Annotated in this window: 17 protein-coding genes and 1 pseudogene; 11 read left to right on the top strand and 7 right to left on the bottom strand. The window is 72.9% G+C overall.

Going from position 1 to position 21,318, the window contains the following annotated elements; translation table 11 throughout:
- The 5 genes and pseudogenes from AB0946_RS23295 to AB0946_RS23275 form a co-directional block, all read left to right on the top strand.
- Positions 1-140, top strand: a pseudogene (locus tag AB0946_RS23295) (transcriptional regulator); the annotation flags it as partial.
- Positions 137-541, top strand: a complete 405-nt coding sequence (locus tag AB0946_RS23290; protein WP_366762548.1) for a DUF2255 family protein — start codon at positions 137-139, stop codon at positions 539-541. The pseudogene AB0946_RS23295 and the gene AB0946_RS23290, both read left to right, overlap by 4 nt.
- A 426-nt stretch (positions 542-967) precedes the next feature.
- Entirely contained in the window at positions 968-1,435 is a 468-nt protein-coding gene (locus tag AB0946_RS23285; protein ID WP_366762547.1) for an SsgA family sporulation/cell division regulator, read from the top strand.
- A gap of 176 nt (positions 1,436-1,611) precedes the next feature.
- Positions 1,612-2,487, top strand: a complete 876-nt coding sequence (locus tag AB0946_RS23280) for a Bax inhibitor-1/YccA family protein (protein ID WP_366762546.1) — start codon at positions 1,612-1,614, stop codon at positions 2,485-2,487.
- Between the two features lie 176 nt (positions 2,488-2,663).
- Positions 2,664-3,896 (top strand): cytochrome P450, encoded by a 1,233-nt coding sequence (locus tag AB0946_RS23275; protein ID WP_366762545.1) that lies wholly within the window; start codon positions 2,664-2,666, stop codon positions 3,894-3,896.
- An 84-nt stretch (positions 3,897-3,980) separates the two neighbouring features.
- Here the strand turns inward: AB0946_RS23275 and AB0946_RS23270 are convergent, their stop codons facing one another.
- On the bottom strand, positions 3,981-4,571 hold the full coding sequence (locus tag AB0946_RS23270) for a DUF308 domain-containing protein (RefSeq protein WP_366762544.1): 591 nt from the start codon (positions 4,569-4,571) through the stop codon (positions 3,981-3,983).
- Between the two features lie 45 nt (positions 4,572-4,616).
- Positions 4,617-6,248, bottom strand: a complete 1,632-nt coding sequence (locus AB0946_RS23265; protein ID WP_366762543.1) for a tannase/feruloyl esterase family alpha/beta hydrolase — start codon at positions 6,246-6,248, stop codon at positions 4,617-4,619.
- Between the two features lie 494 nt (positions 6,249-6,742).
- Between AB0946_RS23265 and AB0946_RS23260 the strand changes: the two genes are divergently transcribed.
- Both AB0946_RS23260 and AB0946_RS23255 read left to right on the top strand, forming a co-directional pair.
- A complete protein-coding gene (locus tag AB0946_RS23260) occupies positions 6,743-7,228 on the top strand; it encodes a DUF2975 domain-containing protein (protein ID WP_366762542.1) in 486 nt (161 codons plus the stop codon).
- Positions 7,228-7,449: a helix-turn-helix transcriptional regulator gene (locus AB0946_RS23255; RefSeq protein WP_366762541.1), complete on the top strand. Its 222-nt coding sequence runs from the start codon at positions 7,228-7,230 to the stop codon at positions 7,447-7,449. Before AB0946_RS23260 ends, AB0946_RS23255 begins: the two co-directional genes overlap by 1 nt.
- 672 nt (positions 7,450-8,121) lie before the next feature.
- On the opposite strand, the gene AB0946_RS23250 is transcribed toward AB0946_RS23255, so the two are convergent.
- From AB0946_RS23250 to AB0946_RS23240, 3 genes are read right to left on the bottom strand one after another with little or no spacing between them, the layout of a single operon-like run.
- Entirely contained in the window at positions 8,122-10,446 is a 2,325-nt protein-coding gene (locus tag AB0946_RS23250) for a SpoIIE family protein phosphatase (protein WP_366762540.1), read from the bottom strand.
- A 1-nt stretch (position 10,447) separates the two neighbouring features.
- Positions 10,448-11,149, bottom strand: coding sequence for a cytochrome b/b6 domain-containing protein (locus tag AB0946_RS23245; protein ID WP_366762539.1), 702 nt, complete (start codon positions 11,147-11,149; stop codon positions 10,448-10,450).
- The gene (locus tag AB0946_RS23240; protein WP_366762538.1) at positions 11,097-11,819 is read right to left on the bottom strand and encodes a molybdopterin-dependent oxidoreductase; all 723 of its coding nucleotides are present in this window, start codon (positions 11,817-11,819) and stop codon (positions 11,097-11,099) included. The genes AB0946_RS23245 and AB0946_RS23240 overlap by 53 nt, the downstream gene beginning before the upstream one ends.
- Before the next feature lie 424 nt (positions 11,820-12,243).
- Here AB0946_RS23240 and abc-f point away from each other — a divergent pair, with 424 nt between their 5' ends.
- The 3 genes from abc-f (at position 12,244) to AB0946_RS23225 (ending at position 16,554) form a co-directional block, all read left to right on the top strand.
- Positions 12,244-13,878 (top strand): ribosomal protection-like ABC-F family protein, encoded by a 1,635-nt coding sequence (gene abc-f / locus AB0946_RS23235; protein WP_366762537.1) that lies wholly within the window; start codon positions 12,244-12,246, stop codon positions 13,876-13,878.
- Between the two features lie 78 nt (positions 13,879-13,956).
- A complete protein-coding gene (locus AB0946_RS23230; RefSeq protein ID WP_366762536.1) occupies positions 13,957-15,621 on the top strand; it encodes an ABC-F family ATP-binding cassette domain-containing protein in 1,665 nt (554 codons plus the stop codon).
- Positions 15,622-15,990: 369 nt separating this feature from the next.
- Positions 15,991-16,554: a CGNR zinc finger domain-containing protein gene (locus AB0946_RS23225; RefSeq protein ID WP_366762535.1), complete on the top strand. Its 564-nt coding sequence runs from the start codon at positions 15,991-15,993 to the stop codon at positions 16,552-16,554.
- Between the two features lie 81 nt (positions 16,555-16,635).
- Here AB0946_RS23225 and AB0946_RS23220 read toward each other — a convergent pair whose 3' ends face one another.
- Complete coding sequence (locus AB0946_RS23220) at positions 16,636-17,322, bottom strand: hemerythrin domain-containing protein (protein ID WP_366762534.1); 687 nt, start codon at positions 17,320-17,322, stop codon at positions 16,636-16,638.
- 389 nt (positions 17,323-17,711) lie between these two features.
- The gene (locus tag AB0946_RS23215; protein ID WP_366762533.1) at positions 17,712-18,353 is read right to left on the bottom strand and encodes a hypothetical protein; all 642 of its coding nucleotides are present in this window, start codon (positions 18,351-18,353) and stop codon (positions 17,712-17,714) included.
- A gap of 803 nt (positions 18,354-19,156) precedes the next feature.
- Here AB0946_RS23215 and AB0946_RS23210 point away from each other — a divergent pair.
- The gene (locus AB0946_RS23210; protein WP_366762532.1) at positions 19,157-21,238 is read left to right on the top strand and encodes a BTAD domain-containing putative transcriptional regulator; all 2,082 of its coding nucleotides are present in this window, start codon (positions 19,157-19,159) and stop codon (positions 21,236-21,238) included.
- Positions 21,239-21,318: the final 80 nt, after the last annotated feature.

The raw sequence follows: 21,318 nt of genomic DNA, 5'->3' as shown, positions 1-21,318 counted from the left end.
CCAGCCCCGACGACTCCGGGCAGCGCCTGATGGTGCTGACCGCCGAACCGGGCACCCCCTCCCACGACGCCCTGCGCATCCTCACCTCCTGGACCGCCGCGGAGCCCGGCACCGGCCGGACGGAGGGTGTGACCCGATGACCGCTTGGACACCCGAGGACCAGGCCCTGCTCTCCGAGACCTACGCCCTCACCCTGACCGCCGGGGACGACGGTCGGGACGGCGTGGAGATCGGCATGGTGGTCGTCGACGGCGAGCTGTACGTCCGCGCGTACCGGGGAGTCCGCTCCCGTTGGTACCGGGCGGCGCGGGACCACGGCCACGGACGGATCGAGGTGGCCGGCGTCACCCGGGAGGTCTGCTTCCGGACCCGTGGCCTGGACCTCTCCCCCGGGCTCGAGGCCGCCTTCCGCGCCAAGTACGGCGCGCTCGCCGACGCCCTCGTCGCGAGCCCGCAGGCGCGGGCCGCGACGATCCGCATCGACCCGGCGCCCGTTCCGCACCCCGGCACGGCCCCGGCCCGCCGGGACCCGGCCGGCTGAGGCGCGGCCCGCCGAGCCCCGGCGTACGGTCCGAAGGCCCTGGATGGTTCGCCGGTCCGGGTCCGGGGAGCCCCGGCCGGGCAACCCGGGCGGGGCCGCCCGCGTCCGGTCCCCGCACAGGGGAACGGCCGTCGCAGCCCCCCGCTCCTCGACCGAGCGAGGGGCGTGCACAGGTTACGACGGATCCGGTCGGCCCTGGGCTCACGTTGACGCACGTATGAACGGGTGGACACCTCCGCCACGGTCGCGGCGCGGGGCAGCACATTGACTTACGTCACGTTCCTCTGGCCCCGCGGGGCGGATCTCCGCGTCATCGGCCGCTCCACCGCGCCCCGGCCTTCGACCGTCAAGTGACCGATGTGCGGATCGCGCCCCGGGCGAAGAGTGGGAGGCGCAGGCTTCCTACCACGGAGGGGAACTCCCGTCATGCATCGTGATCAGTCACCACTGCGGGCGCGGTCGACGCCCCGGCACCTGCCTTCGCTGCTCCTGGACCTCGACCAGATGCTCGACGAGTTCACCCGGCAGCCGCTCCAGGCGGAGTTCCGGTTCGACGCGGAGATGCCCGCGGTGATCACCGTCGAGTTCCTGGCGGAGCGGGGACCGAGTCTCATCTGGCGGATCGGCCGTGAGCTGCTGTACCGCGGCCTGACGTCGATGAGCGGCTGCGCGGACGTACGGATGTGGCCGACGCTGCCCGGTGAGCGTCCCTCGTCCTGGCTGCTCCTCGAATCGCAGGAGGTGGAGGCCCTCTTCGAGCTGCCCACCGAGCCGCTCGCCGAGTGGCTGGAGGCCAGCTACCGGATCACCTCGGCGGAGGCGGAGATGGACGGTCTCGACTGGGACGGCTTCCTCCTCCGGTTGCTGGACGCTCCGGCGGCGCCGCCGGAGTGAGCAGGACCGGGCCGGGCAGGGAGGACTTGCACCCCGATGCGTCACCTGTCAGAGTGGTGACGCACAGGCTGGCCGGGAGTGGACCGGTGGGCGGCGTGTCACACGTATGCCGCCCAGGACACCCGAGGACAACGCTGTGCCGCAGGCCGCACCCGCGGCGGACGAGGAGGAATGACGTGAAGAGCAGCAACCCGGTCTTCTCCCGCTGGGGCGCCACCCGTGACGCCGCCCCCGCCGGGGCGCCCACGCGCCACCCGGTGGGCGCCACGGCCGGTGGCCGGCCGGCGGACGACTACCTGACCAACCCCTACGCCCCGGCCGCCGGTGCGGGCCCCGACGCCGGCGCGCGGACCGCGGGGACCGCGGGGACCGCGATCACGATGGACGACGTCGTCGTCCGCACCGCGACCACGCTCGGCACCGTGGTGCTGACGGCCGTGCTGTCCTGGCTCCTGCTGCCCGTCGACGAGGCGAACATCGGCCGGTCGTACGGCATCGCCGTGGGCGCCGCCCTGATCGCCTTCGTCCTGTCGCTGGTCCAGGCGTTCAGGCGGGCGCCGGCCCCGGCGCTGATCCTCGGCTACGCGGCGTTCGAGGGTGTCTTCCTCGGCGTCATCTCCAGCGCCACCTCGACGTACATCGCGCCGGGCGTGGTCGTCCAGGCGGTGCTCGGCACCTTCGCCGTGTCCGCCGGCGTCCTGATCGCCTACCGGATGCGCTGGATCCGCGTCGACCGGCGCTTCGCCGGGTTCGTCGCCGCGGCCGCGACCGGCTTCCTGCTGCTGCTCGTCGCCGACCTGCTCTTCTCCGCCTTCGGCGCGGGCAACGGCCTCGGCTTCCACAGCGGCGGCCTCGGCGTCCTCTTCGGCGTGATCGGCATCCTGCTCGGCGCGGCCTTCCTCGCCCTGGACTTCAAGCAGGTCGAGGACGCCGTCGCCTACGGCGCCCCCCGCGAGGAGGCGTGGCTGGCCGCCTTCGGCCTCACCATGACGCTGGTGTGGATCTACCTCCAGGTGCTCCAGGTGCTGAGCATCCTCAACAGCGACAGCTGAGTTCTCCGGCACCGGAGGGGGCATGCGCGGTGCGCATGCCCCCTCCGGCGTTGCCGGCCGCGCTGAACCGAGGCGGGACCCGGCTCGTTCTCCCCACATGACGACCTGACCGCGCGTCGGGTGCCGGCCGGGACCGCCCCGGGCGGTCCCGGACCGACAGAACGCGAGAGGCATCCATGAGCGCGCAAGAGCACTGCCCGTACCAGGACGGCAGGGTGGTCATCGATCACGCCTTCAAGGCCGACTCCCCCGCACGGTACGCCCGGCTCCGGCAGTTCGGCCCCATCCACCCGGCCGAGTTCCACCTCGGTCTGAAGGGCTGGGTGATCGTCGGCCACGACCTGGCCCGGGAGGCGCTGACCCATCCCGCCCTGCTCAAGGACGCCACGCCCGCCGCCGAGGCCCTGGCAGCCGCCGGATACGTCCTGCACCAGCCCTCGGTGGGACTCGGCGCGCAGATGATGGAGGCCGACCCGCCCGAGCACACCCGCCTGCGCCGGCTGGCCTCGGCCGCCTTCACCCCCCGCCGTACGGCCGAACTCGCCCCGCGCATCGAGCGGATCGCCCACGACCTGATCGACGCCATGCCGCCGTCGGGCGAGCTGGACCTCGTCGAGGCCTTCAACGCCCCGCTGCCCGCCACGGTCATCGCCGAACTCCTCGGCATCCCGCACCGGCACCACCTGGACTTCCGCCGCTGGTCGGGGCAGGCCCTCCAGGTGGCCTCACCCGGGCACCGCCCCGCGCTCGCCGCTCTGCACGCACTGCTGGCCGGGCTGGTCGCCGACAAACGCCGCCGCCCCCAGGACGACCTGCTGTCCGCCCTGGTGGCCGTGCGCGACGAGGAGGACGGCCGGCTCTCCGAGGAGGAACTGGTCGGCACCGCCATGATGCTGGTCGTCGCGGGCCACGAGAGCACGGTGAACCTGCTGGGCAACGCCGTGCTGGCCCTGCTGCGCCACCCCGGCCAGCTGCGGCTGCTGCGCGAGCGGCCCGAACTGGTGCCCGGCGCGGTGGAGGAGTTCCTGCGCTACGACACGTCCGTCGAGCGCTCCACGAGCCGCTACGCCGCGGAGGACCTCGAACTGGGCGGGGTGCCGATCCCCCGGGGCAGCATGGTCGTCGTCGCTCTCGGCTCGGCCGGGCACGACGCCCCGCAGCAGGACGGCGGCGACCCCGCCGTGCTCGACGTGACCCGGCCGAACGCCCGCCATCTGGCCTTCGGCCACGGCATCCACTACTGCCTCGGCGCCCCGCTCGCCCGCCTGGAGACGGCCATCGCGCTGCGCACCCTGCTGTCCCGCGTGCCCGAACTGGAACTGGCCGCACCGCCGGACTCGCTCGACTGGATCGGTTCCGGGATCATCCGGGGCGTGCTGTCCCTCCCGGTGCGCTACCGCGTCGGCTGACCCGGCCGCCGGCGAAGGACCCGGCGCACGACGAAGTCCCGGCCCGCGCCACGGGGCGCGGGCCGGGACGGCACCGGTCGAGGGTCAGACGGTCCGGGTGCGCAGCTGACGGGCCTTCCAGCCCAGCAGCAGGGCCTGGAGGATGAACCACACCCCGCCGCCGGTGGCGTACACGGACAGCACGTCGAGCGAGGGACTGTCGCCCGCGGCCTGGACGTTGTAGAAGAAACCGACCAGGAAGGACAGTCCGCCCGAGATGAGGGTCGGCCACTGCCTGCCCAGCTCGGGACCGCGTCGCCGCAGCCCGACGACCACCTGGGCGGCGCCGGAGACGACGGCCCAGGCACCGAACACGTGGAGCACCGGTGCGACACCGCCGGCCCCGGCGATGCCGACCGCGAGGGCGGCCACGGTGCTGAGCACCCCGTTGAACGCGGTCACCCGGCGCTCGGAACCGTCGGGGGTGGCGCGATAGTCGATCAGCGAGGACACCGCGTCGATCAGCGGGTAGACGACGAGCAGGGTGATGGCCACGGCGTCGACGTTCTCGTGGGCTCCGGCGAACGCCAGGGCCCATGCCACGGCCAGCACGCCGCGGCCCAGGTACAGCCTCAGCAGGGAGGAACGTCCGTCCGCCGCCGTCGGGTTCGACGGTGCGGCTGTCTGCGTGCTCATGAGGGAGGGTGCCTTTCTCGTGGGGTCAGGTGGTCGGCGGCCGGGTCAGTGCCGGGACGGCAGGACGCAGCGGAAGCTGGAGGCGGCGGCCGGGTCGCCGTGGCCGTCGTAGCGCGACACCGACGGGTAGCTGCACAGGTCGCGGGTGACGGTCTTGTGCTCGGCGTTGATCAGGGTGGCGGGCAGCGTCCTGGGGGCCTTGCCCTTCTCGACCCAGGTGCGCAGCGCGCCGAGGTCGTCGGTGGCGGCACCGCTGCCGTTGTTCAGGCCGCAGTGCGCCGTGCCCGGGGCGAGGAAGAGACGGTAGAAGTCGTCGACCTTCCTGGTTCCGCCCAGCTTCCGCTCGACCTGCTCGCGGTACTTCACGGTGCCCTGGTCGGGAATGTACTGGTCGGCCCGGCCGTGCCAGGTCAGCAGCTTGCCGCCGGACTTGCGGAAGGCGGACAGGTCAGGGTCGTCGGTGCCGATGATCTTGTCGTACTCGGCCTCGGACTGCTGGAACAGCCGCGTGAACCGGCTGTAGGTGATCGTGCCGAGGTCGAAGGACGGGTCCTTCTCCAGCCAGGTCCGGACCCAGGCGGCGGGCACCGGGAAGGGAGCGCCCTTGACGGTGCCGTTCGCGTCCGGCGGGGTGACGCCGGCCAGGGCCGACAGGTCGGCGCCGATCGGGACGCCGGCCCACAGCTTCCTGCCCGAGGCGGTGCGCGGGCCGTCCCAGATCTTGCGGACCACGGCCGCGTCGGCCGCCGTGATGGTCAGCTCCTTGCCGTCGCACACCACCTTGGTGCCGATCAGCCGGCGCGGGTCGAAGTCGCACCGGGCCGGGTCGTTGACCAGGCCGTCCTTGACGCCGTCGAGCGGGTCACAGGCCTTGACGGCGGCGTCGGTGAAGGCGGCGAACTCACAGGAGGTCGGGTAGGTCTTCTCGTTGTTCATGACCACCTGCGGCCACAGGGTGGCGACCTCGAACTCGTCCCAGTTGACGGCGGGCGCGTCGGCGAGGATGCCGTCGTAGTCGTCGGGGTGGCGCTGGGCCTCCATGTAGCCCTGGCGTCCGCCGGTGGAGCAGCCGTTGAAGTACGCGTAGGAGGCGGGCCTGCTGTAGAAGCCGTCGATGACGTCCTTCGCGACGACCGCGGCCTCGTGCTCGGAGCGGCTGGCGAAGTTCTTCAGCAGGGTCTTGTCGACCTTGCCCCTGCCGGTCAGGGCCCAGCCGGTGTCGATGTAGGTGCCGACGCCGGCGTCGGTGGTCGCGGCGGCGTACCCGTTCTTGACCGCGGCGGCCAGGCCCGCGCCGTAGTCGCCGGCGGCGTAGGCCGAGCCGCCGATCGTCTGGAGGCGGCCGTTCCAGCCCTTCCGCGGGAGCCACACGCGCACCTTGGCGTGGTCGCCCTGACCCGGGTGGGTCAGCGTCACCGTCACGTCGCAGAACGCCGGTACGTCGGGGACCTGCGCCCCGGGCAGCGGGGTGACCGGAGGCACGTCCACGGTGCCCGCCGCGTGGCTGACCACGGTCACGCTCTCCACCTTGGTGCCGGCGGGGGCCTTCACGGGCAGCGAGCGGCAGCCGAGCGGCGCGGAGGCGGTGTTCGCCGGCTCCGCCGACGCGGTCGGCACCCACACCGCGGCGGCCAGCGGCACACCGGCGGCGAGGGCGGTCAGAAGTGTGCGTCTCATTGGTTTCCATCCCGGAATCAGGTGTGCGCCTCACCGCGGCGGCACAGGTGCACGGCACGTGAGCTGGACAAGGGCCGAGGCCGGCGGGCCTGCGCGGGCGGACGTCCGCACGCGTGCCTCCGCGACCTCGGTACGCGGCCCGAGGCGGTCTCGGGCGCCGAAGACTGAGCCGGACACTATCACCGGTTCAACTGGTGACGAAAGAGCGCGGGTCACATGTTTCGCGACCACATGTCGTACGGCCGCGGGACACCTCGCCCCGCAGCCGTGAGCGTCCCCTCGGCCCGTGCTCCCACTCTGGCCGGGCGCACCCCGGCTGGACCACAGTCAGTTGACGGTCCGTGACCCTGCTTCGGTGCGGGAACCCACCGAGGAACTGTTGGGTCATTCGACGGCCGGGCGGGCGGGCCCTCCGTCCGGCCTTCCGTGCCAGCCGTTGCCTCACCTATCGAAATTCGATAGATTTCCATCGCAACTCGATGGAAGGGCGAGGCATGGGAAAGCTGACGGTGCGTGCACTGCGAGCGGTGCTGGTGGTGGTGCTCACCGGCACCGTGTTCGTACAGGCGTTGATGGTGTGGGCCTTGGCCACCGACAAGGAGGGCGGGTCGCTCCCGCTGACGCCGCTGCGCCTGATCACGATCCTGGGCATGGTGACGGCCCAGGTGGCCCTGGGCTGCGTATGGCGGCTGGTGACGATGGTCCGACGTGGAACCGTGTTCTCCCACGCCGCCTTCCGGTACGTGGACGGCGTGATCGGCGCGATCGTGGCGGCTGCCCTCGTGTGGTTCGCGGTCACCGCCCTCAATGCGCCGGGCCAGCGGGACGACCCGGGCGTCACCCTCATCATGGGCGGGATCGGCGTGGCCATCCTGGGTGTCGCGCTCATCGTGCTCGTGTTGCGGATGCTGCTCGCCCAGGCCGTCGCGCGCGACGTCGAAGCGGCACGGATGCAGGCCGAGCTGGACGAGGTCATCTGATGCCGATCGTCGTCGACATCGACGTGATGCTGGCCCGGCGGAAGATGTCCGTGGGCGAGCTCGCGGACCGCGTGGGGATCACGCCCGCCAACCTCGCGGTACTCAAGAACGGTCGCGCCAAGGCGGTACGGTTCACGACGCTCGCGGCGCTGTGCGAGGTGCTCGAGTGCCAGCCGGGCGACCTGCTGCGCTGGGAGGCCGGGGACGCCGCGGACGGATGAGCCGCGCCTGCCTGCGCGGCGTTCGGCATGTTCTGCTCGCGCTGACATGTGCGCGTTCCGGCCGGAGCGGAACCGCCCCTCCGGCGGTGGGGCAGCGGATCACCGACGCCCCGCCGTCCGTCCAGCAGCGCATCGCCGTGCGGCCCGATCCGCCGCCCCCGTCGCGATGCCTGCCGGCGAAGACGACGGTGCGGCGGCTGCCGAGCCGCGTGGACGGCGACGCGTCGGGGGCCGGGGCCCGGCCCGGAGGTGTCTGCTGTGCGGTGCTACTTCATGCTCGACGGTGGACTGATCAGCCGGTTGGTCATCGCTCCCTGATCCCCGGGCTCCATGCCGCGAGCGTGCCCGAGCGGCACGCGTCCGGTCTTGTACGTTCCTGACCCGAGCGGGCGGCACGGCGGACCAGCGGCCCCGGATCCGGATCAGTGCCTGGCGTCCCCGGTCGCCGGGATCACCGACTCCCCCGCCCACTTCACCGACCACGCCCGGCGGTTGCCGCTCGGGGCGACGGCCCGCCGACGTCACCACCGGTGTCTGCTTCCACGACAAGGCTCATCTGAACCGGCGCTTCGAACGCCACCTGGGTGTTCCGCCCGGACGCTACGTCGCGGGGCGCGGTCATGAGCTGCGACACCCCGCGCTCGGCTGCCTCGGACATCTCCGTCCAGGGGCCTACGCGCCGGGGATGTCCATCTCCAGCCAGACCGTCTTGCCCCGGCCGCTCGGAGAGGTGTTCCACGTGTGCGCCAACGCGTCGACCAGGTACAGGCCGCGGCCGTGTTCCGCCCGTGCGCTGCCCTCCTCGGTGAGCGAGTAGGCGGTGGGCACGGGCGGGTCGCTGTCCGAGTCACGCACCTCGAGACGGACCCGGTGGCCGGACGCCCGCAGCCGTACGTCCACATCGCTGCCCGCGTGGATGAGCGCGTTGGTCACCAGTTCCGAGGTGATGAGTTCGAGGTCGTCGGACAGATCGGCCAGACCCCACTCGCACAGGCACTCGTGCACGAAGCCGCGGGCCTCCCTGACCGCCCGCAGATCACGCCGGTGGACGTGGAAACGCGCGGTCCGGGGTGCGGCGGAGCCGTCCGCCCCCTCGTAGCGGGCCAGCAGCAGCGCGGCGTCGTCGCGCCGGCCGGGCGTACCCGCCAGCAGACGGTCCGCGAGGATCTCCAGGTCGGCGCCCGCCCCGCCGGCACCCAGGCGGGCGCCGATGTCGTCGCGCTCCGGTTCGTGCACGCCGTCCGAGTAGAGCACGACCACGGTTCCGGGCGGGAGCGTGTGCTCCTGGGAGCGGTAGGGAGTGCGCCCGTGCAGTCCGAGCGGCACGTTGGCCGGTGCCCACAGCGGACGGACGGTGCCGTCGGGCAGCCGGGCGAGCGGCGCCGGATGTCCGGCCAGCGCCACCTCGGCCACTCCGGTCCCGGTGTCCACGGCCATCACGCAGCAGGTGGCGAGCAGTTCGGTGCCCAGCCGGGGCAGCAGCCGGTCGGTGCGTTCGAGCAGCGCGGCCGGCCCGTGGCCCTCGGTGGCGTAGGCGGCCACCGAGGTGCGCAACTGGCCCATGACGGCGGCGCTCTCCAGCGTGTGGCCCTCGACGTCCCCGATGACCAGCATCACGCGGTCGTCCGGCATGGTGATCACGTCGTACCAGTCGCCGCCCGCCCCGCTCGCGGCCTGGGCCGGCCGGTACCGGGCCGTGGTGGGCAACCGGGGCGCCTCGGGGAGTGCGGCGGGCAGCAGCCGCCGTTGCATGCCCTCGGCGAGCGCCTGACGTGCGGCGCTGAGCTGGATGCGCTGGACCGCCGCGCCCAGCAGCCCGGCCATCATGGTCAGCACGGCCCGCTCCTCGGGCGGGAACGTCCGCGGCCCGTCGAACGACAGGCAGCAGACCCCGACGACCGGGGCGGTACCCGCCATCGGCAGATCGACCACGTGCCGGCTGCCGACCAGCGGCAGGTAGGCGGCGGCATGCCGCCCGTCGCCCCCGCCGGGCACACCGCTCGACGGATCCCCGGGGCCGGCGTCCGGGACACGGCCCGTGGCCGGCGCGCCGGCGGAACCCGGGACGAACAGTGCCCGCCCCCGCATCGCCCGGGCGGCGGGCGTGCCCGCGTGCAGGGCGCCGCCGTGCAGCTCGGCCACCAGGTCCGCGGAGTCCCCGCTGTGGCCGAGGACCCACAGGCGGCCCTCGGCGGCCGAGGTCAGTGCCAGCGCCCGGGCGCGCATCGGGGCCATGACACAGAACTCCGCCACCCCGACGACGTCCTCCATGGTGGTCGCCCGGTTCAGCATCTCCGTCAGCCGCTGAAGGGCGTACAGCAGGGTCATCCCCGCGGAGCCGGGCACGCCCGGCACACCCCGGACGGCGACCCGCTCCCCGGTCGCGGCCGGCGGTTCGGAACCGAACACCGGCACCAGCACGGGCAGGCTCCCGGGCGCGATCGTGGCGCCGCGGGCGTGGAGACCGGCCAGCAGGACGGCCAGCCGGTCGCCGATCCGCGTGAGCTCCCGGCTGTCCGTGCCGCCGTAGTCCCCGCTGTCCTCGGTGCGCAGTACGGTCAGCGAACCGAAACGGCGCCCTTCCGCCTCCAGGGCGACGGCGGCGACGGTGTACGGGTAGGCCAGCGCCCCGCTCTCCGGTTCGGCGAGCGGATCGGGTTCGGCCAGGAACGCCACGCGCTGCCCGGCCAGGGCGCGCGCGGAGGCGTAGGGGGAGTCCAGCCGCATGCGGCCGGGGAGCGTGAGCACGGACGGCGGGCTGCCGCCGATCACGGCGGCGCGCAGTTCGCCGCCGTCGGGGGTCAGCAGGTACACGGCGGCCGTGACGGCGCGCAGACGGTGAGCGGCCTGGTGCACGGCACGGTGCAGCACCGCCGTCAGCTCGTCCCCGAGCGCTCCGGCGGATCCGGGCTCCCGCGCGTCCGGGAACCCGGCGTCTGGAGCGCTGCGGTCGTCCATGAACCCTTCCGGCCAGAGCCGCCCCTTCTCGGGGGACATGTCACACCTTGTCCGCTTCCTCGGTTTCACCGGTCACGGTACCCATCCGCTCCTCCTTCAGCCACCGGGAGTGGTACCGCTCGGCCCAGGACCGGCTGACGTATCCGGTGCGCATGCCGAGCCTCGCCTCCGGATCCTCGAACGCCCGGCGCATGTGTCCGATCAGCACGAAGGTGATGGCCCAGGCCAGGAGGTCGTGGACGAAGATCGCGCTGGTGCGGGAGATGAAGGGCAGCAGGCCCATGAACCACATCAGCAGACCGGTGGACATCATCACCAGCACGGCGCCGGCGATCCAGCCCGCGTAGATCTTCTGGCCCGCGTTGAACTTGCCGGCCGGCCGTGCCTCGGGCCACTTCCGGCGCTTGCGCACGGCCCGCAGCCACTGCCGGTCGTACACGGCGAAACGGTTCAGCCTGCGCAGATCCGCGCGGAAGTCGGCGGAGAGGAGTCCGAGCAGGGAGGGGACCGGCAGGGAGACGCCCGACCACTCGTGCAGGGTGACCATCAGGTGGCGCCGCCCGACGAGCTGGGCCAGCGGCCCGAGGTACAGGCAGGCGGCGGTGACCAGGCACACGAGCATCAGGTAGCCGGTGGTCCGGTGGACCAGGCGCTCGGCGGTGCTGAACCGGCGCACCCGGCCGGGCGGTTCAGGCCGCGTCGCCGTGCCGGTCGGCGTCGTCGAGCCAGCCGTCGACTGCATAACCGCGTTCCTCCCAGTAGCCGGGAACGACCTTGTCGGTGACCGAGATGCCGGACAGCCACTTGGCCGACTTGTAGAAGTACATGGGGGCCACGTAGAGGCGGACCGGTCCCCCGTGCTCGTGGGTGATGGGCTTGTCCTGCATGTTCAGGGCCACCAGGACGTCCGAGCGGCGGGCCTGTTCCAGGGTGAGGCTCTCGGTGTAGGCGCCGTCGAAACAGGTGAAGCGGACCGCCGCGCCCGGGGAGCGCACCCCGGCGGCGTCCAGGATGTCCGCCAGCTTCACCCCTTCGAAGGGTGTCTTGTCCACCCGCCACCCGTCCGTGCACAGCACGTCGTGGACGACCCGGGTCTGCGGCATCGCACGCAGTTCGTCGAGTGTGTAGGTCTTCGGCTTCTCCACCAGACCGTCGACCTTGAGTGCGTAGTTCGTCGCGTCCTTGTGCGGCACCGAGCCGACGACGCTGTAGTACCGGAAACCGCCCGGGTTGGGCAGCAGACCGGTCAGGCCCGTGGCGTCGACCTGGGAGGCGGCACCGAGGAGCCCCTCCCAGCCGCGCTGGAGGTAGGGCGCGGCGGCGAGCCCGGCGGCACCCGCTCCGAGCATGCCCAGCATCGCCCGCCGTCCCACCGGTGCGCCCCCGGCCCCGCGCTTCGGCTTTCCTGCCATGGTCAGTGTGCTCCTTAGAGGTGGCGACGATCCCGGCGAGGTGCGGCCGGACGCAGGCACCGGTTCGGGCGGGCCCACACGTGTGAACGCGGCCGGCCGTCTCCGGTACCGTCACCTGTTCAACTGGTGACGATGGTGGCATGTTCGTCCAGGACTGTCAACGGACGGGCGCATATGTGTGAACCCTCACTCCAGGGAGACGACGGATGTCCGCCTGCTACACTTGCGCCGACGTTGACCGTGTATCGAGGAGTCGCAGACGTGGTGGGTGACGACGACATCTCCGGGTGAGATCCGGATCTGACGGCCACCGGCCGGTGCTCAGGAGCGCCGCCGACGTGGCCTGTCTCGTCGTACCCCTTTTCCCACGTCTGCCCAGGGCAGAGGTCCAAGCTCTGCCCTCAGTACCTCTGAGGTCGCCTCCATGTCCGACGCCGCCGTCGTCTGCTCGAACCTGTCCTTCGCCTGGCCCGACGACACCCCGGTCTTCCACGACCTGTCCTTCACCGTGACCACCGGCCGCACGGGGCTCGTCGCTCCCAACGGCTCCGGCAAGAGCACCCTGCTCAAGCTGATCGCCGGAGAGCTCAGGCCCGCCACCGGCTCGGTGTCGGTGGCCGGCACGCTCGGCTACCTCCCCCAGAGCCTGCCCCTGACCGGCAACCTCACCGTCGCCGAGGTGCTCGGCGTCGATGCGGTGATCCGCGCCATCGACGCCGTCGAAGCCGGTGACGTGAGCGAGGAGCACTTCACCACCATCGGCGACGACTGGGACATCGAGGAGCGCACCCGCGCCCAGCTCGACCGCCTGGGCCTCGCGGACCTCACCCTGGACCGCAGCCTGAGCACGCTCAGCGGCGGCCAGGTCGTCTCCCTCGGCCTCGCCGCCCAGCTGCTCAAGCGCCCCGACGTGCTGCTGCTCGACGAGCCGACCAACAACCTCGACCTGGAGGCCCGGCGCAAGCTCTACGACGTGCTCGGGGACTTCAACGGCTGTCTGCTGCTCGTCAGCCACGACCGCGCGCTGCTCGACCGCATGGAGCGCATCGCCGAACTCGGCAGCGACGAACTGCGCCTCTACGGCGGCAACTTCACCGAGTACGAGGAGGCCGTGCGCGCCGAGCAGGAGGTCGCCGAGAAGAACGTCCGCAACGCCGAGGCGGAGCTGAAGCGGGAGAAGCGGGAGATGCAGCAGGCCCGCGAGCGCGCCGAACGCCGCGCGAGCAACGCCGCCAGGAACCTCAAGAACGCCGGTCTGCCGAAGATCTTCGCCGGCAACATGAAGCGCGGCGCGCAGGAGGCCGCGGGCAAGGCCGGCACGATGCACGCCTCCCGGGTCAGCGAGGCCAAGGCCCGCCTCGACGAAGCCGGGCGCGCGCTGCGCGACGAGCAGCGCCTCACCCTGGAGCTGCCCGACACCCAGGTGCCCGCCGGACGCAACCTCTTCCTCGGCGAGGCCATGCAGGTCCACCACGCGGGCAAGGCCGTGTTCGCCGACGGCGGGGTCGACCTGTCCATCCGCGGCCCCGAGCGCATCGCGCTGACCGGTCCCAACGGCGCGGGCAAGACCACTCTGCTGCGGCTGATCACCGGCGACCTCGCCCCGGACAGCGGGGAGGTCAAGCGCAACGACGGCCGCATCGCCTACCTCTCGCAGCGCCTGGACCTGCTGGACCTGGACCGCACCGTGGCGGAGAACTTCGCCGGGTTCGCCCCCGAGCGGCCCGAGGCGGAGCGGATGAACCTGCTCGCCCGCTTCCTCTTCCGCGGCGCCCGGGCCCACCTGCCGGTCGGCGTCCTGTCCGGCGGCGAACGGCTGCGCGCCACCCTGGCCTGCGTGCTGTGCGCCGAACCGGCCCCCCACCTGCTCCTGCTCGACGAGCCGACCAACAACCTCGACCTCGTCAGCGCCGGACAGCTGGAGAGCGCGCTCAACTCCTACCAGGGCGCCTTCATGGTGGTCAGCCACGACGAGCGGTTCCTCGCCGAGATCGGGGTGAACCGCTGGCTGCGGCTGGCCGACGGGGCGCTCAAGGAGACCGGGGCCCCGGCGGTGTGAGCCACCGGCGTGTGACGTGGCCCGCGTCCGAGGCCGTGTGCCCGGCGGGCCGACCACCGATCACGTTGGACGGTACCCGTGCCCCGACCCGCCCTGCTCGCCCGCGACATCGTCCGTGCCCTCGGCGGCCGTCGCGTCCTCGACGGCATCTCCCTGACCGCCTCTCCCGGCCACCGCATCGGCCTGATCGGGGAGAACGGCGTCGGCAAGTCCACCCTGCTGCGGGTGCTGGCCGGCGTCGACGAACCCGACGCGGGGAGCGTCACGCGCCCCGGCGACCTCGGCTTCCTGCACCAGGAGATGCCCTTCGACACCGGCTCGACCATCGCCGCGGTGCTCGACGAGGCGCTGCGCGAGGCCCGCGAGGACCTCGCGGAGCTCGAACGGCTCGGCGAGGAACTGGCCCGCGTCCCGGAGGACGATCCCGGCCACGCCGAACTCCTCGAGACCTACGGCAGGCGGCTGGAACAGGCCCAGGACCGCGAGTCCTGGGACGCCGACCGCCGCGCGGCCCTGATGCTGGACGGCCTGGGCCTCGGCTCGCTCGGACACGAGCGCACGCTCGGCTCGCTGTCCGGCGGGCAGCGCGGGCGGCTGGCCCTGGCCGCGCTGCTCGTGCGCAGGCCGTCGGCGCTGCTGCTGGACGAGCCCACCAACCACCTCGACGACACGGCGGCCGCGTTCCTGGAGGAGCAGGTCCGCGGCCTGCCCGGAACCGTGGTCGTCGCCAGTCACGACCGGGCGTTCCTCGACGCGGTCTGCACCGACCTGATCGACCTCGACCCCGCGGTGGACGGCCCGGTCCGCTACGGCGGCACCTACAGCGCCTATCTGGCGGAGAAACGCGCCGAACGGGAGCGCTGGGAACGGCGGTACGCCGAGGAACAGGAGGAACTGGAGGAACTGCGGCAGTCCGCGGGTGTGACCGCGCACCGGGTCGCACCGGACCGGGGCCGCACCGACAACGAGAAGATGGGCTACGGCCACCGGGCCGGCCGGGTGCAGAACCAGATCTCCCGCCGGGTGCGCAACGCCACCCGGCGGCTGGAGGAGCTGGAGCGCACCCGGGTCGCCGAGCCGCCCCGTCCGCTGCGGTTCGCGGCCGGGGAACTGGCCGCCCTCGCGGAGGAGAGCCCCCAGCCGCTGGTGTCCCTGCGCGACGTACGGGTGCCCGGCCGGCTCGCGCTGGACGCGCTGGACGTCCCGCCGACCGACCGGCTGCTGGTCACCGGCGGCAACGGCGCGGGCAAGTCGACCCTGCTCGCCGTGCTCGCCGGCCGGCTGCCGGCCGAGGGGGAGGTGCGCAGGCGACTCCGGCTCACGGTCGGCCTGCTCACCCAGGACACCGTCTTCGACCGGCCCGAACGTACGGTCCGCGACACGTACGAGCTGTCGCTGGGCCCGGCGCGCGCCGAGAAGGTGCCGCTGGGCTCGCTCGGTCTGCTGCACGAGGCGGACCTGGACAGACCCGTCGGCGGGCTGTCCGTGGGTCAGCGCCGGCGGCTCGCGCTGGCCCTCCTGGTGGCCCGCCCGCCGCACCTGCTGCTGCTCGACGAACCCACCAACCACCTGTCCCCCACCCTGTGCGACGAACTGGAGGCCGCACTCGGCACCGGCCCCGGCGCGATCGTCCTGGCCAGCCACGACCGCTGGCTACGACGCCGCTGGCAGGGCCGCGAGATCCATCTGTCGCCGGGCACCGGACAGCGGGACGACCCGGGGCCATCCGGTTCGCGGGGCTGAGCCGGGGGTGCCTTGCGGGGGGCGCCTGCGGGGGCGGGGGCGCCTTGGGGCGCCGGGGAGCGATGCCGGGGGCGGCATGGCGGCGGGCAGTGGCAGGCCGGGTGCAGGGCCGCCTTGCCGGTGCCGGGCTGCCTTGCCGGATCCCGCGCCCCCGACCAGGTTCGGGCGCGCCAGGATGCCGGTCGCCGACCCGGTCCGGAACCCGCACCGGCCGAAACGCGCCCCTCACCCTGTCTCCCCCGCCCCCCAACCGGTACCCGTGATCGCGATCCCTCTGTACTGTGACGACCGAAGCCCGCCCCCGTACGGCACCGCCCGAAACGGTGACGCTTCTTGCGCTCCCCGGCAGTCACCTGTCAAGATGGTGATGTGAACCTTGACCATGTCTTCGTATGCGGGCACCCGGCGCTCGACTTCGCGGCCACTCTCCGCGCCCGGCGCTCGACCCGGTTCGAGATGTTCGTGACACCGGAGCGGCTGAACGCCTGGTACCTGGAGTCCGGACTCGTGGACACGATCACACCGGGCGACGAGGAAGACGTCCGGCAGGCGACGACCGTGCGCGAGGCCATCTACCGCCTCGTCACCAACCGCCGTCTCGGCGAGCAGTTCGACCGCGAGGCACTCGCCGTGGTCAACGGCGCCGCACGCGAGACCCCGGTGACGCCGCAGCTCACCATGGCCGGCCGGCACAACGAGGCGACCCCCGGGCAAGCCCTGGCGACCGTCGCGCGGCAGGCCGTCGAACTGCTCAGCGGCCCGGACGTCCCCCTGATGAAGGAGTGCGGCAACCCCGAGTGCACGCGCGTCTACATCGACCGCTCCCGGGGCATGCGGCGCCAGTGGTGCGGCATGGAGTCCTGCGGCAACAAGATCAAGGCGGCCGCCTACCGCGCACGGAAGAAGACCGCGCCCGCCATGCCCGTCCGCTGATCCGCTCACCCGCTGCCCCAGGCACAGCCCGCAACGCCCGCACCCAGCGGACGCGAGGACGCGGCCCCGGCGGACGTCCGTTCAGTCCGCCGCCAGCGCCCTGAGCGTCCTGCGGAACCTGCCCGCCAGCATCCCCCGGGTCCAGCGCACGGACGGCGGGAGGCCGGCGTACAACCGGTCCCCGCCGGCAAGCGGCTCCGGGTGCTCCAGGAGACCGAGGACCAGATGCGGTCCGCCGTGCGGGACGGCGTCGGCCAGCGCCTCGCGGAGCCGTACGACGTCCTCGTCCAGGATGACGGGCACCAGCGCCCTGAGCAGCGGCTCTTCCACACCGAGGCGTGCGGCCAGCAGGTCCTGGGCCCGGTGCGAGGCGAGCGTCCCCTCCCGCATCGCGTGCCCCCAGCTCAGCGACCCGCCGACCCGGCGCTCCTCGGCGATCCGCGCGATCACGCTCTCCAGTTCGTCGAGCGCCTCGGCCAGCGCGTCGGCGTCCTCGGCCGGCCGGTCGAGTCGGCGGACCCTCTCGGGGAACCGCTCCCGCAGCGCGGGCCAGAACAGCTCGTCCTTGCCGCGGTGGAGACGGCGCACGAAGTCGACGAACCACTGCACGGTCGTCACCAGCGTCTTCGTGTCGACGGCCGCACCGCCCGCCAGCCGCGTGAAGGATCCGGCGACGAGCTGCGCGCCCCGGGTCATGACGCCGTGCACGGCGCACAGTTCCTCGAAGAGACGGGTGCCTTCCTTGGCCGGCACCTGCATGGCGCACATCGGTAGACCTTTCTCGCCGGAGAGCCGGGCCCCGGGCAGGCGTGCCACCCACACACACCGCGCGGGCAGTCGCACGCGATCACCGGACCGGCCGAGCACGGAACGTACCACAGAGACACGTGTCAGGAGATCCTGTGGAGGAGAGGTGTTTCGGCCCTCGTTCCGCGGCACATGCCTCGGTCCCCCGGGCCGGGAAACACCGGCGGTCCCGAGCGGGGGACTCGGGACCGCCGGCGCGGGGACGGTCATCCGTCCGCCAGGGGGATGGACACCCCCCGGCAGGCCCGCCCCGGCCCCACCGTCCGCGTGTCCGACGGCGGGACCTTCCAACTGGACAACGGTCCCGGCGCCGAGAAGGTTCAGCGACCGCCCGAGGGATCCGGGACAGCTCACACGTACAGGGCGCGATGGCTGTGGTAGGCGAACGCGTCACCGAAGCTGAGGATGGTCACGACGTCCTCGCAGTAGCGCCGGTACTCCGCCTCCTCCTCGGCCGGCAGGGTCACGGAGCCGGTCCGGCCCTGGCCCACGACCTGCCGCAAGGCGCCCAGGAGCCGCTGCGGCGGCGGGAGCAGCAACACCTCCATGACGCGCCGGAAGACGTCGACGAGGGTGTCCTTCCGCTCGGAGCGGTCGGCACCCGCATCGGTGTCCGCCCGGCCCGGCTCGGCCCGCCGGGTCCTGCCGGCCGCGGCGAACAGGTCGAGGCAGGCCGTCAGGTGCCCGAGGTCGGCCGCGTCGACGTCGACCGGGTACAGACTCGTCAGCTGGGTGCCGCCCGCGCCGTAGAGGGCGTACCCGTCCGGCTCGCCCGGAGCGTGCCCGGCGGACGTGTCCGTGGCGTGCCACTGGGACCACAGCGGCAGTTTCAGCAGCACCCGCACCCAGCTGTCGTAGGCGTCCGCGATGATCCGCTCGTCGTCGGACTCCGCTCCCGCGCCGTGGAGCAGGTGGAGGTGGCGGAGGAGCGGCTCCTCAAGGCTCTCGAACTTGGCGAAGAACACGGGGTCGTCGGGGACCAGGACGTACAAGGGGGCTCCTCCTGTCACCAGCTCGGCGACGCGTGAAGGCGAGCCGTCGGCCGGACCGGCCGGCCGGCGCAGCAGGCGCCCGCGGCGGCCTCGCGGCCGTGGAAGCCCGTCATGAGGGCGAACGGCGCGGGATTCCGCATGCTTCACCTGCCGTCCTCGCACCATCGGCGTCCCGGCACACTCGACGCCCGCCGAACGCGTACACATGCACACCCGTGTGGGCGGGCACGTGTACACGGGTGGGCGGTGCGGCCCGGCAACCTCCGGCTGTCACCCGGCCATGATCCACCATGCCGGACTGATCCACACCCCTGCTGACGCTCCCCATGTCCTCTCACGCAATCCGTCACCTCCTTGACTGGTGACGCTGCGGGGAGGATGATGAGTCCCGTCCCCATTGACACGTCAGGCGAGGCGCACATGCCGGTCATACACATCCAGGGTCCCGTCACCCGCGGCCCGGACCAGCGTTCGACAGGTCGAGGTGCGCACTTCTATCGTCATGTGACGCATCGGAGACCCGGACGGCGCCGCAACGGCAAGTCGGCGGACTGACACGCCCGCGGCCACCGACTGCCATGCTTGCCCGGTGAGCCCCCCGCCCCGGAACGGCCCGTTCCCACCGGGGGTGCCATGACATGTCTGACACCGCCCCGGGCCTGCCGGGAACCACCTCGCGACGGACGGCCCCGTCCCGGACCGGAGCGATGACCCCGCCGGACGGGCGACCAACGGCACGACGTGAGAATGACGAGGCCAGCGGCGAGATGGACGCGACAGTGCGCTACTCAATCCTCGGCACCGTGCGGGCATCGCGTGGTGACACCGAGATCGACCTGGGCCCTCCGAAGCGACTCGCCCTGCTCGCCCTGTTGCTGCTGCGCGCCCCCGGCCCGCTCACCGTGGGCGAAGCCGTGGACATCCTGTGGGACGACGAGCCACCCGCCAGCGCCGTCAACGTGGTGCACCGGCACATCGGCGCGCTGCGCAGAACACTCGAACCCGAACTCCGCAGCAGGACGCACGCGACACACCTCATCCGCGCCGCGGACGGATACCGCCTGCTCGTCGACACCTCGACCTCGGATCTGCTGCACTTCCGTGACCTGCGCGCCCAGGCGCAGCTCGCGCTCAGCAGCGGCGCGCCGGCGCGGGCCGCACAGCACTTCATGGAAGCGCTACGGCTCTGGCGCGGTCCGACCGTGGCCGCCGGCACCCATGTGGCCCGGCACCCGGTGTTCACGTCGGTGGGGCACGAGTTCGTGGCGACGGTGAAGGAGGCGGCCGACGCCGTCCTCACGGCGGAGCCCGCACTGACCGAGGAAGTGCTGACGATGCTGCGCCGCGCCGTGGAGAGCCACCCCTTCGACGAGGCCCTGCACTGCCGGATCATCGCCGCGCTGGCCGCCAGCGGCCGGCAGGCCGCCGCCCTGGAGCAGTTCGAGAACATCCGCCGGGGACTGGCCGAGGAACTGGGCGTCGAACCCGGACCCGAACTGCGCGCCGCCCAGCAGCACCTGCTCCAGCGCCGGATCGCCGCCGGTACGGACCATCCGGCCCCCCGGCCCGTGGGCGTGCCCAGGCCGGCCCAGTTGCCCGCGGACTGCCTGTCCTTCGCCGGCCGCGAGCAGGCACTGGACCAGTGCCTGGAGCTGCTTCCGCTGGAGGGTGAGAGCCGGCCGCCCACGATGACCGCGGCCATCTGCGGCATGGCGGGTGTGGGCAAGACGACGCTGGCCGTGCACTGGGGCCATCTGGTGGCCGACCACTTCCCCGACGGCCAGATCCACGTCGACCTCCAGGGCCACCACCCGTCCCAGGCCCCTCTGGAACCGGGCGCGGCCATCGCCGAGGTCCTCGAGTCGCTCGGCGCGGACAGCAGCCAGTCGTACCCGAGCACCGCCGCACTCGGCGCCGCCTACCGCAGCGCCCTGGCCGGACGCCGGCTGCTGCTCCTCCTGGACGACGCGGTGGACTGCGAGCAGGTACGGCCGCTGCTGCCCGCCACGCCGGGGTGCCTCGCGATCGTCACGAGCCGGCGGCGGCTGGAGGGCCTCGCCGTCACCGACAACGCCCGGATCATCACACTCGACCCCATGACCCGGCAGGAGGGGCTCGAACTGCTCGACCGGCGGCTGGGCGCCGACCGGACACGTGCCGAGCGGGCCGCCGCGGAGGAGCTGGTCGAGCTGTGCGGCGGGCTGCCGCTGGCACTGGCCGTCGTCGGCGCCCGTGCCCTGACGCAGCCGCGGTTCCCGCTGGCCTCGCTCACGGCCAGACTGCGCGACACGGCCGACAGCCTCGACGCCCTGTCCAGCCGGGACGCCCGCACGAGCACCCGCGACGCCTTCCGCCGCTCCTACGACACTCTGAGCAGCAGCGCCGCACGCCTGTTCCGGCTGCTCGGCCTGCACCCCGCGCGGGACATCGCCCTGCCGGCCGCCGCCAGTCTGGCCGGCACCGATCCGCGCAGGACCCGGCAGGACGTGGCCGAGCTGATGGACCACCACCTGCTCGTCGAGCTGGTCGCCGGGCGGTACACGTGCCACGAACTGCTGCACACCTACGCCGCGGAACTCAGCTCGCTGCTGGACTCGCCGAGCGCCCGGTCGGAAGCGGTCGCCCGCATGGTCGAGCACTACCTGTACAGCGCCGAGGCCGCCACGGCGCTGCTCGCACCGCACCGCAGCACCGTGATCCTGCCGCCGCCGCGACCGGGTGTCCGCCCCCAGCGCTTCGAGGGACGCGCGGACGCCGCCGCGTGGATCGTCGCCGAGCAGTACCTGCTGCCCGAACTCGCCCGCTCGCTGAGTCACCACCCGAGAGGCGACGCCTTCCGGCGGCAACTGACCTCGGCACTGGAGATGTGCGTCGGGGACGAGTAGAGGCCGCGACCGGTTCCACGGGGCCGGTCCGCGCGCGACGTCCATGACGGAGGCGTCGGCTCGAAACCGAGCCTCACACG

This window comes from Streptomyces sp. NPDC046870 (assembly GCF_040704595.1).
In the GTDB taxonomy this organism is placed as follows: domain Bacteria; phylum Actinomycetota; class Actinomycetes; order Streptomycetales; family Streptomycetaceae; genus Streptomyces; species Streptomyces argyrophylli.
Note: the sequence above shows the minus strand (reverse complement) of the source record. Positions and strands in the feature narration are given on the sequence as shown.

What these genes read in the sequence shown, in the direction of transcription:
- AB0946_RS23290 (WP_366762548.1), top strand. Translation starts at nt 137, where the DNA reads ATGACCGCTTGGACACCCGAGGACCAGGCCCTGCTCTCCGAGACCTAC.
- AB0946_RS23285 (WP_366762547.1), top strand. Translation starts at nt 968, where the DNA reads ATGCATCGTGATCAGTCACCACTGCGGGCGCGGTCGACGCCCCGGCAC.
- AB0946_RS23275 (WP_366762545.1), top strand. Translation starts at nt 2,664, where the DNA reads ATGAGCGCGCAAGAGCACTGCCCGTACCAGGACGGCAGGGTGGTCATC.
- AB0946_RS23270 (WP_366762544.1), bottom strand. Translation starts at nt 4,571, where the DNA reads ATGAGCACGCAGACAGCCGCACCGTCGAACCCGACGGCGGCGGACGGA.
- AB0946_RS23265 (WP_366762543.1), bottom strand. Translation starts at nt 6,248, where the DNA reads ATGAGACGCACACTTCTGACCGCCCTCGCCGCCGGTGTGCCGCTGGCC.
- AB0946_RS23260 (WP_366762542.1), top strand. Translation starts at nt 6,743, where the DNA reads ATGGGAAAGCTGACGGTGCGTGCACTGCGAGCGGTGCTGGTGGTGGTG.
- AB0946_RS23255 (WP_366762541.1), top strand. Translation starts at nt 7,228, where the DNA reads ATGCCGATCGTCGTCGACATCGACGTGATGCTGGCCCGGCGGAAGATG.
- AB0946_RS23250 (WP_366762540.1), bottom strand. Translation starts at nt 10,446, where the DNA reads ATGTCCCCCGAGAAGGGGCGGCTCTGGCCGGAAGGGTTCATGGACGAC.
- AB0946_RS23245 (WP_366762539.1), bottom strand. Translation starts at nt 11,149, where the DNA reads ATGCAGTCGACGGCTGGCTCGACGACGCCGACCGGCACGGCGACGCGG.
- AB0946_RS23240 (WP_366762538.1), bottom strand. Translation starts at nt 11,819, where the DNA reads ATGGCAGGAAAGCCGAAGCGCGGGGCCGGGGGCGCACCGGTGGGACGG.
- abc-f (WP_366762537.1), top strand. Translation starts at nt 12,244, where the DNA reads ATGTCCGACGCCGCCGTCGTCTGCTCGAACCTGTCCTTCGCCTGGCCC.
- AB0946_RS23220 (WP_366762534.1), bottom strand. Translation starts at nt 17,322, where the DNA reads ATGTGCGCCATGCAGGTGCCGGCCAAGGAAGGCACCCGTCTCTTCGAG.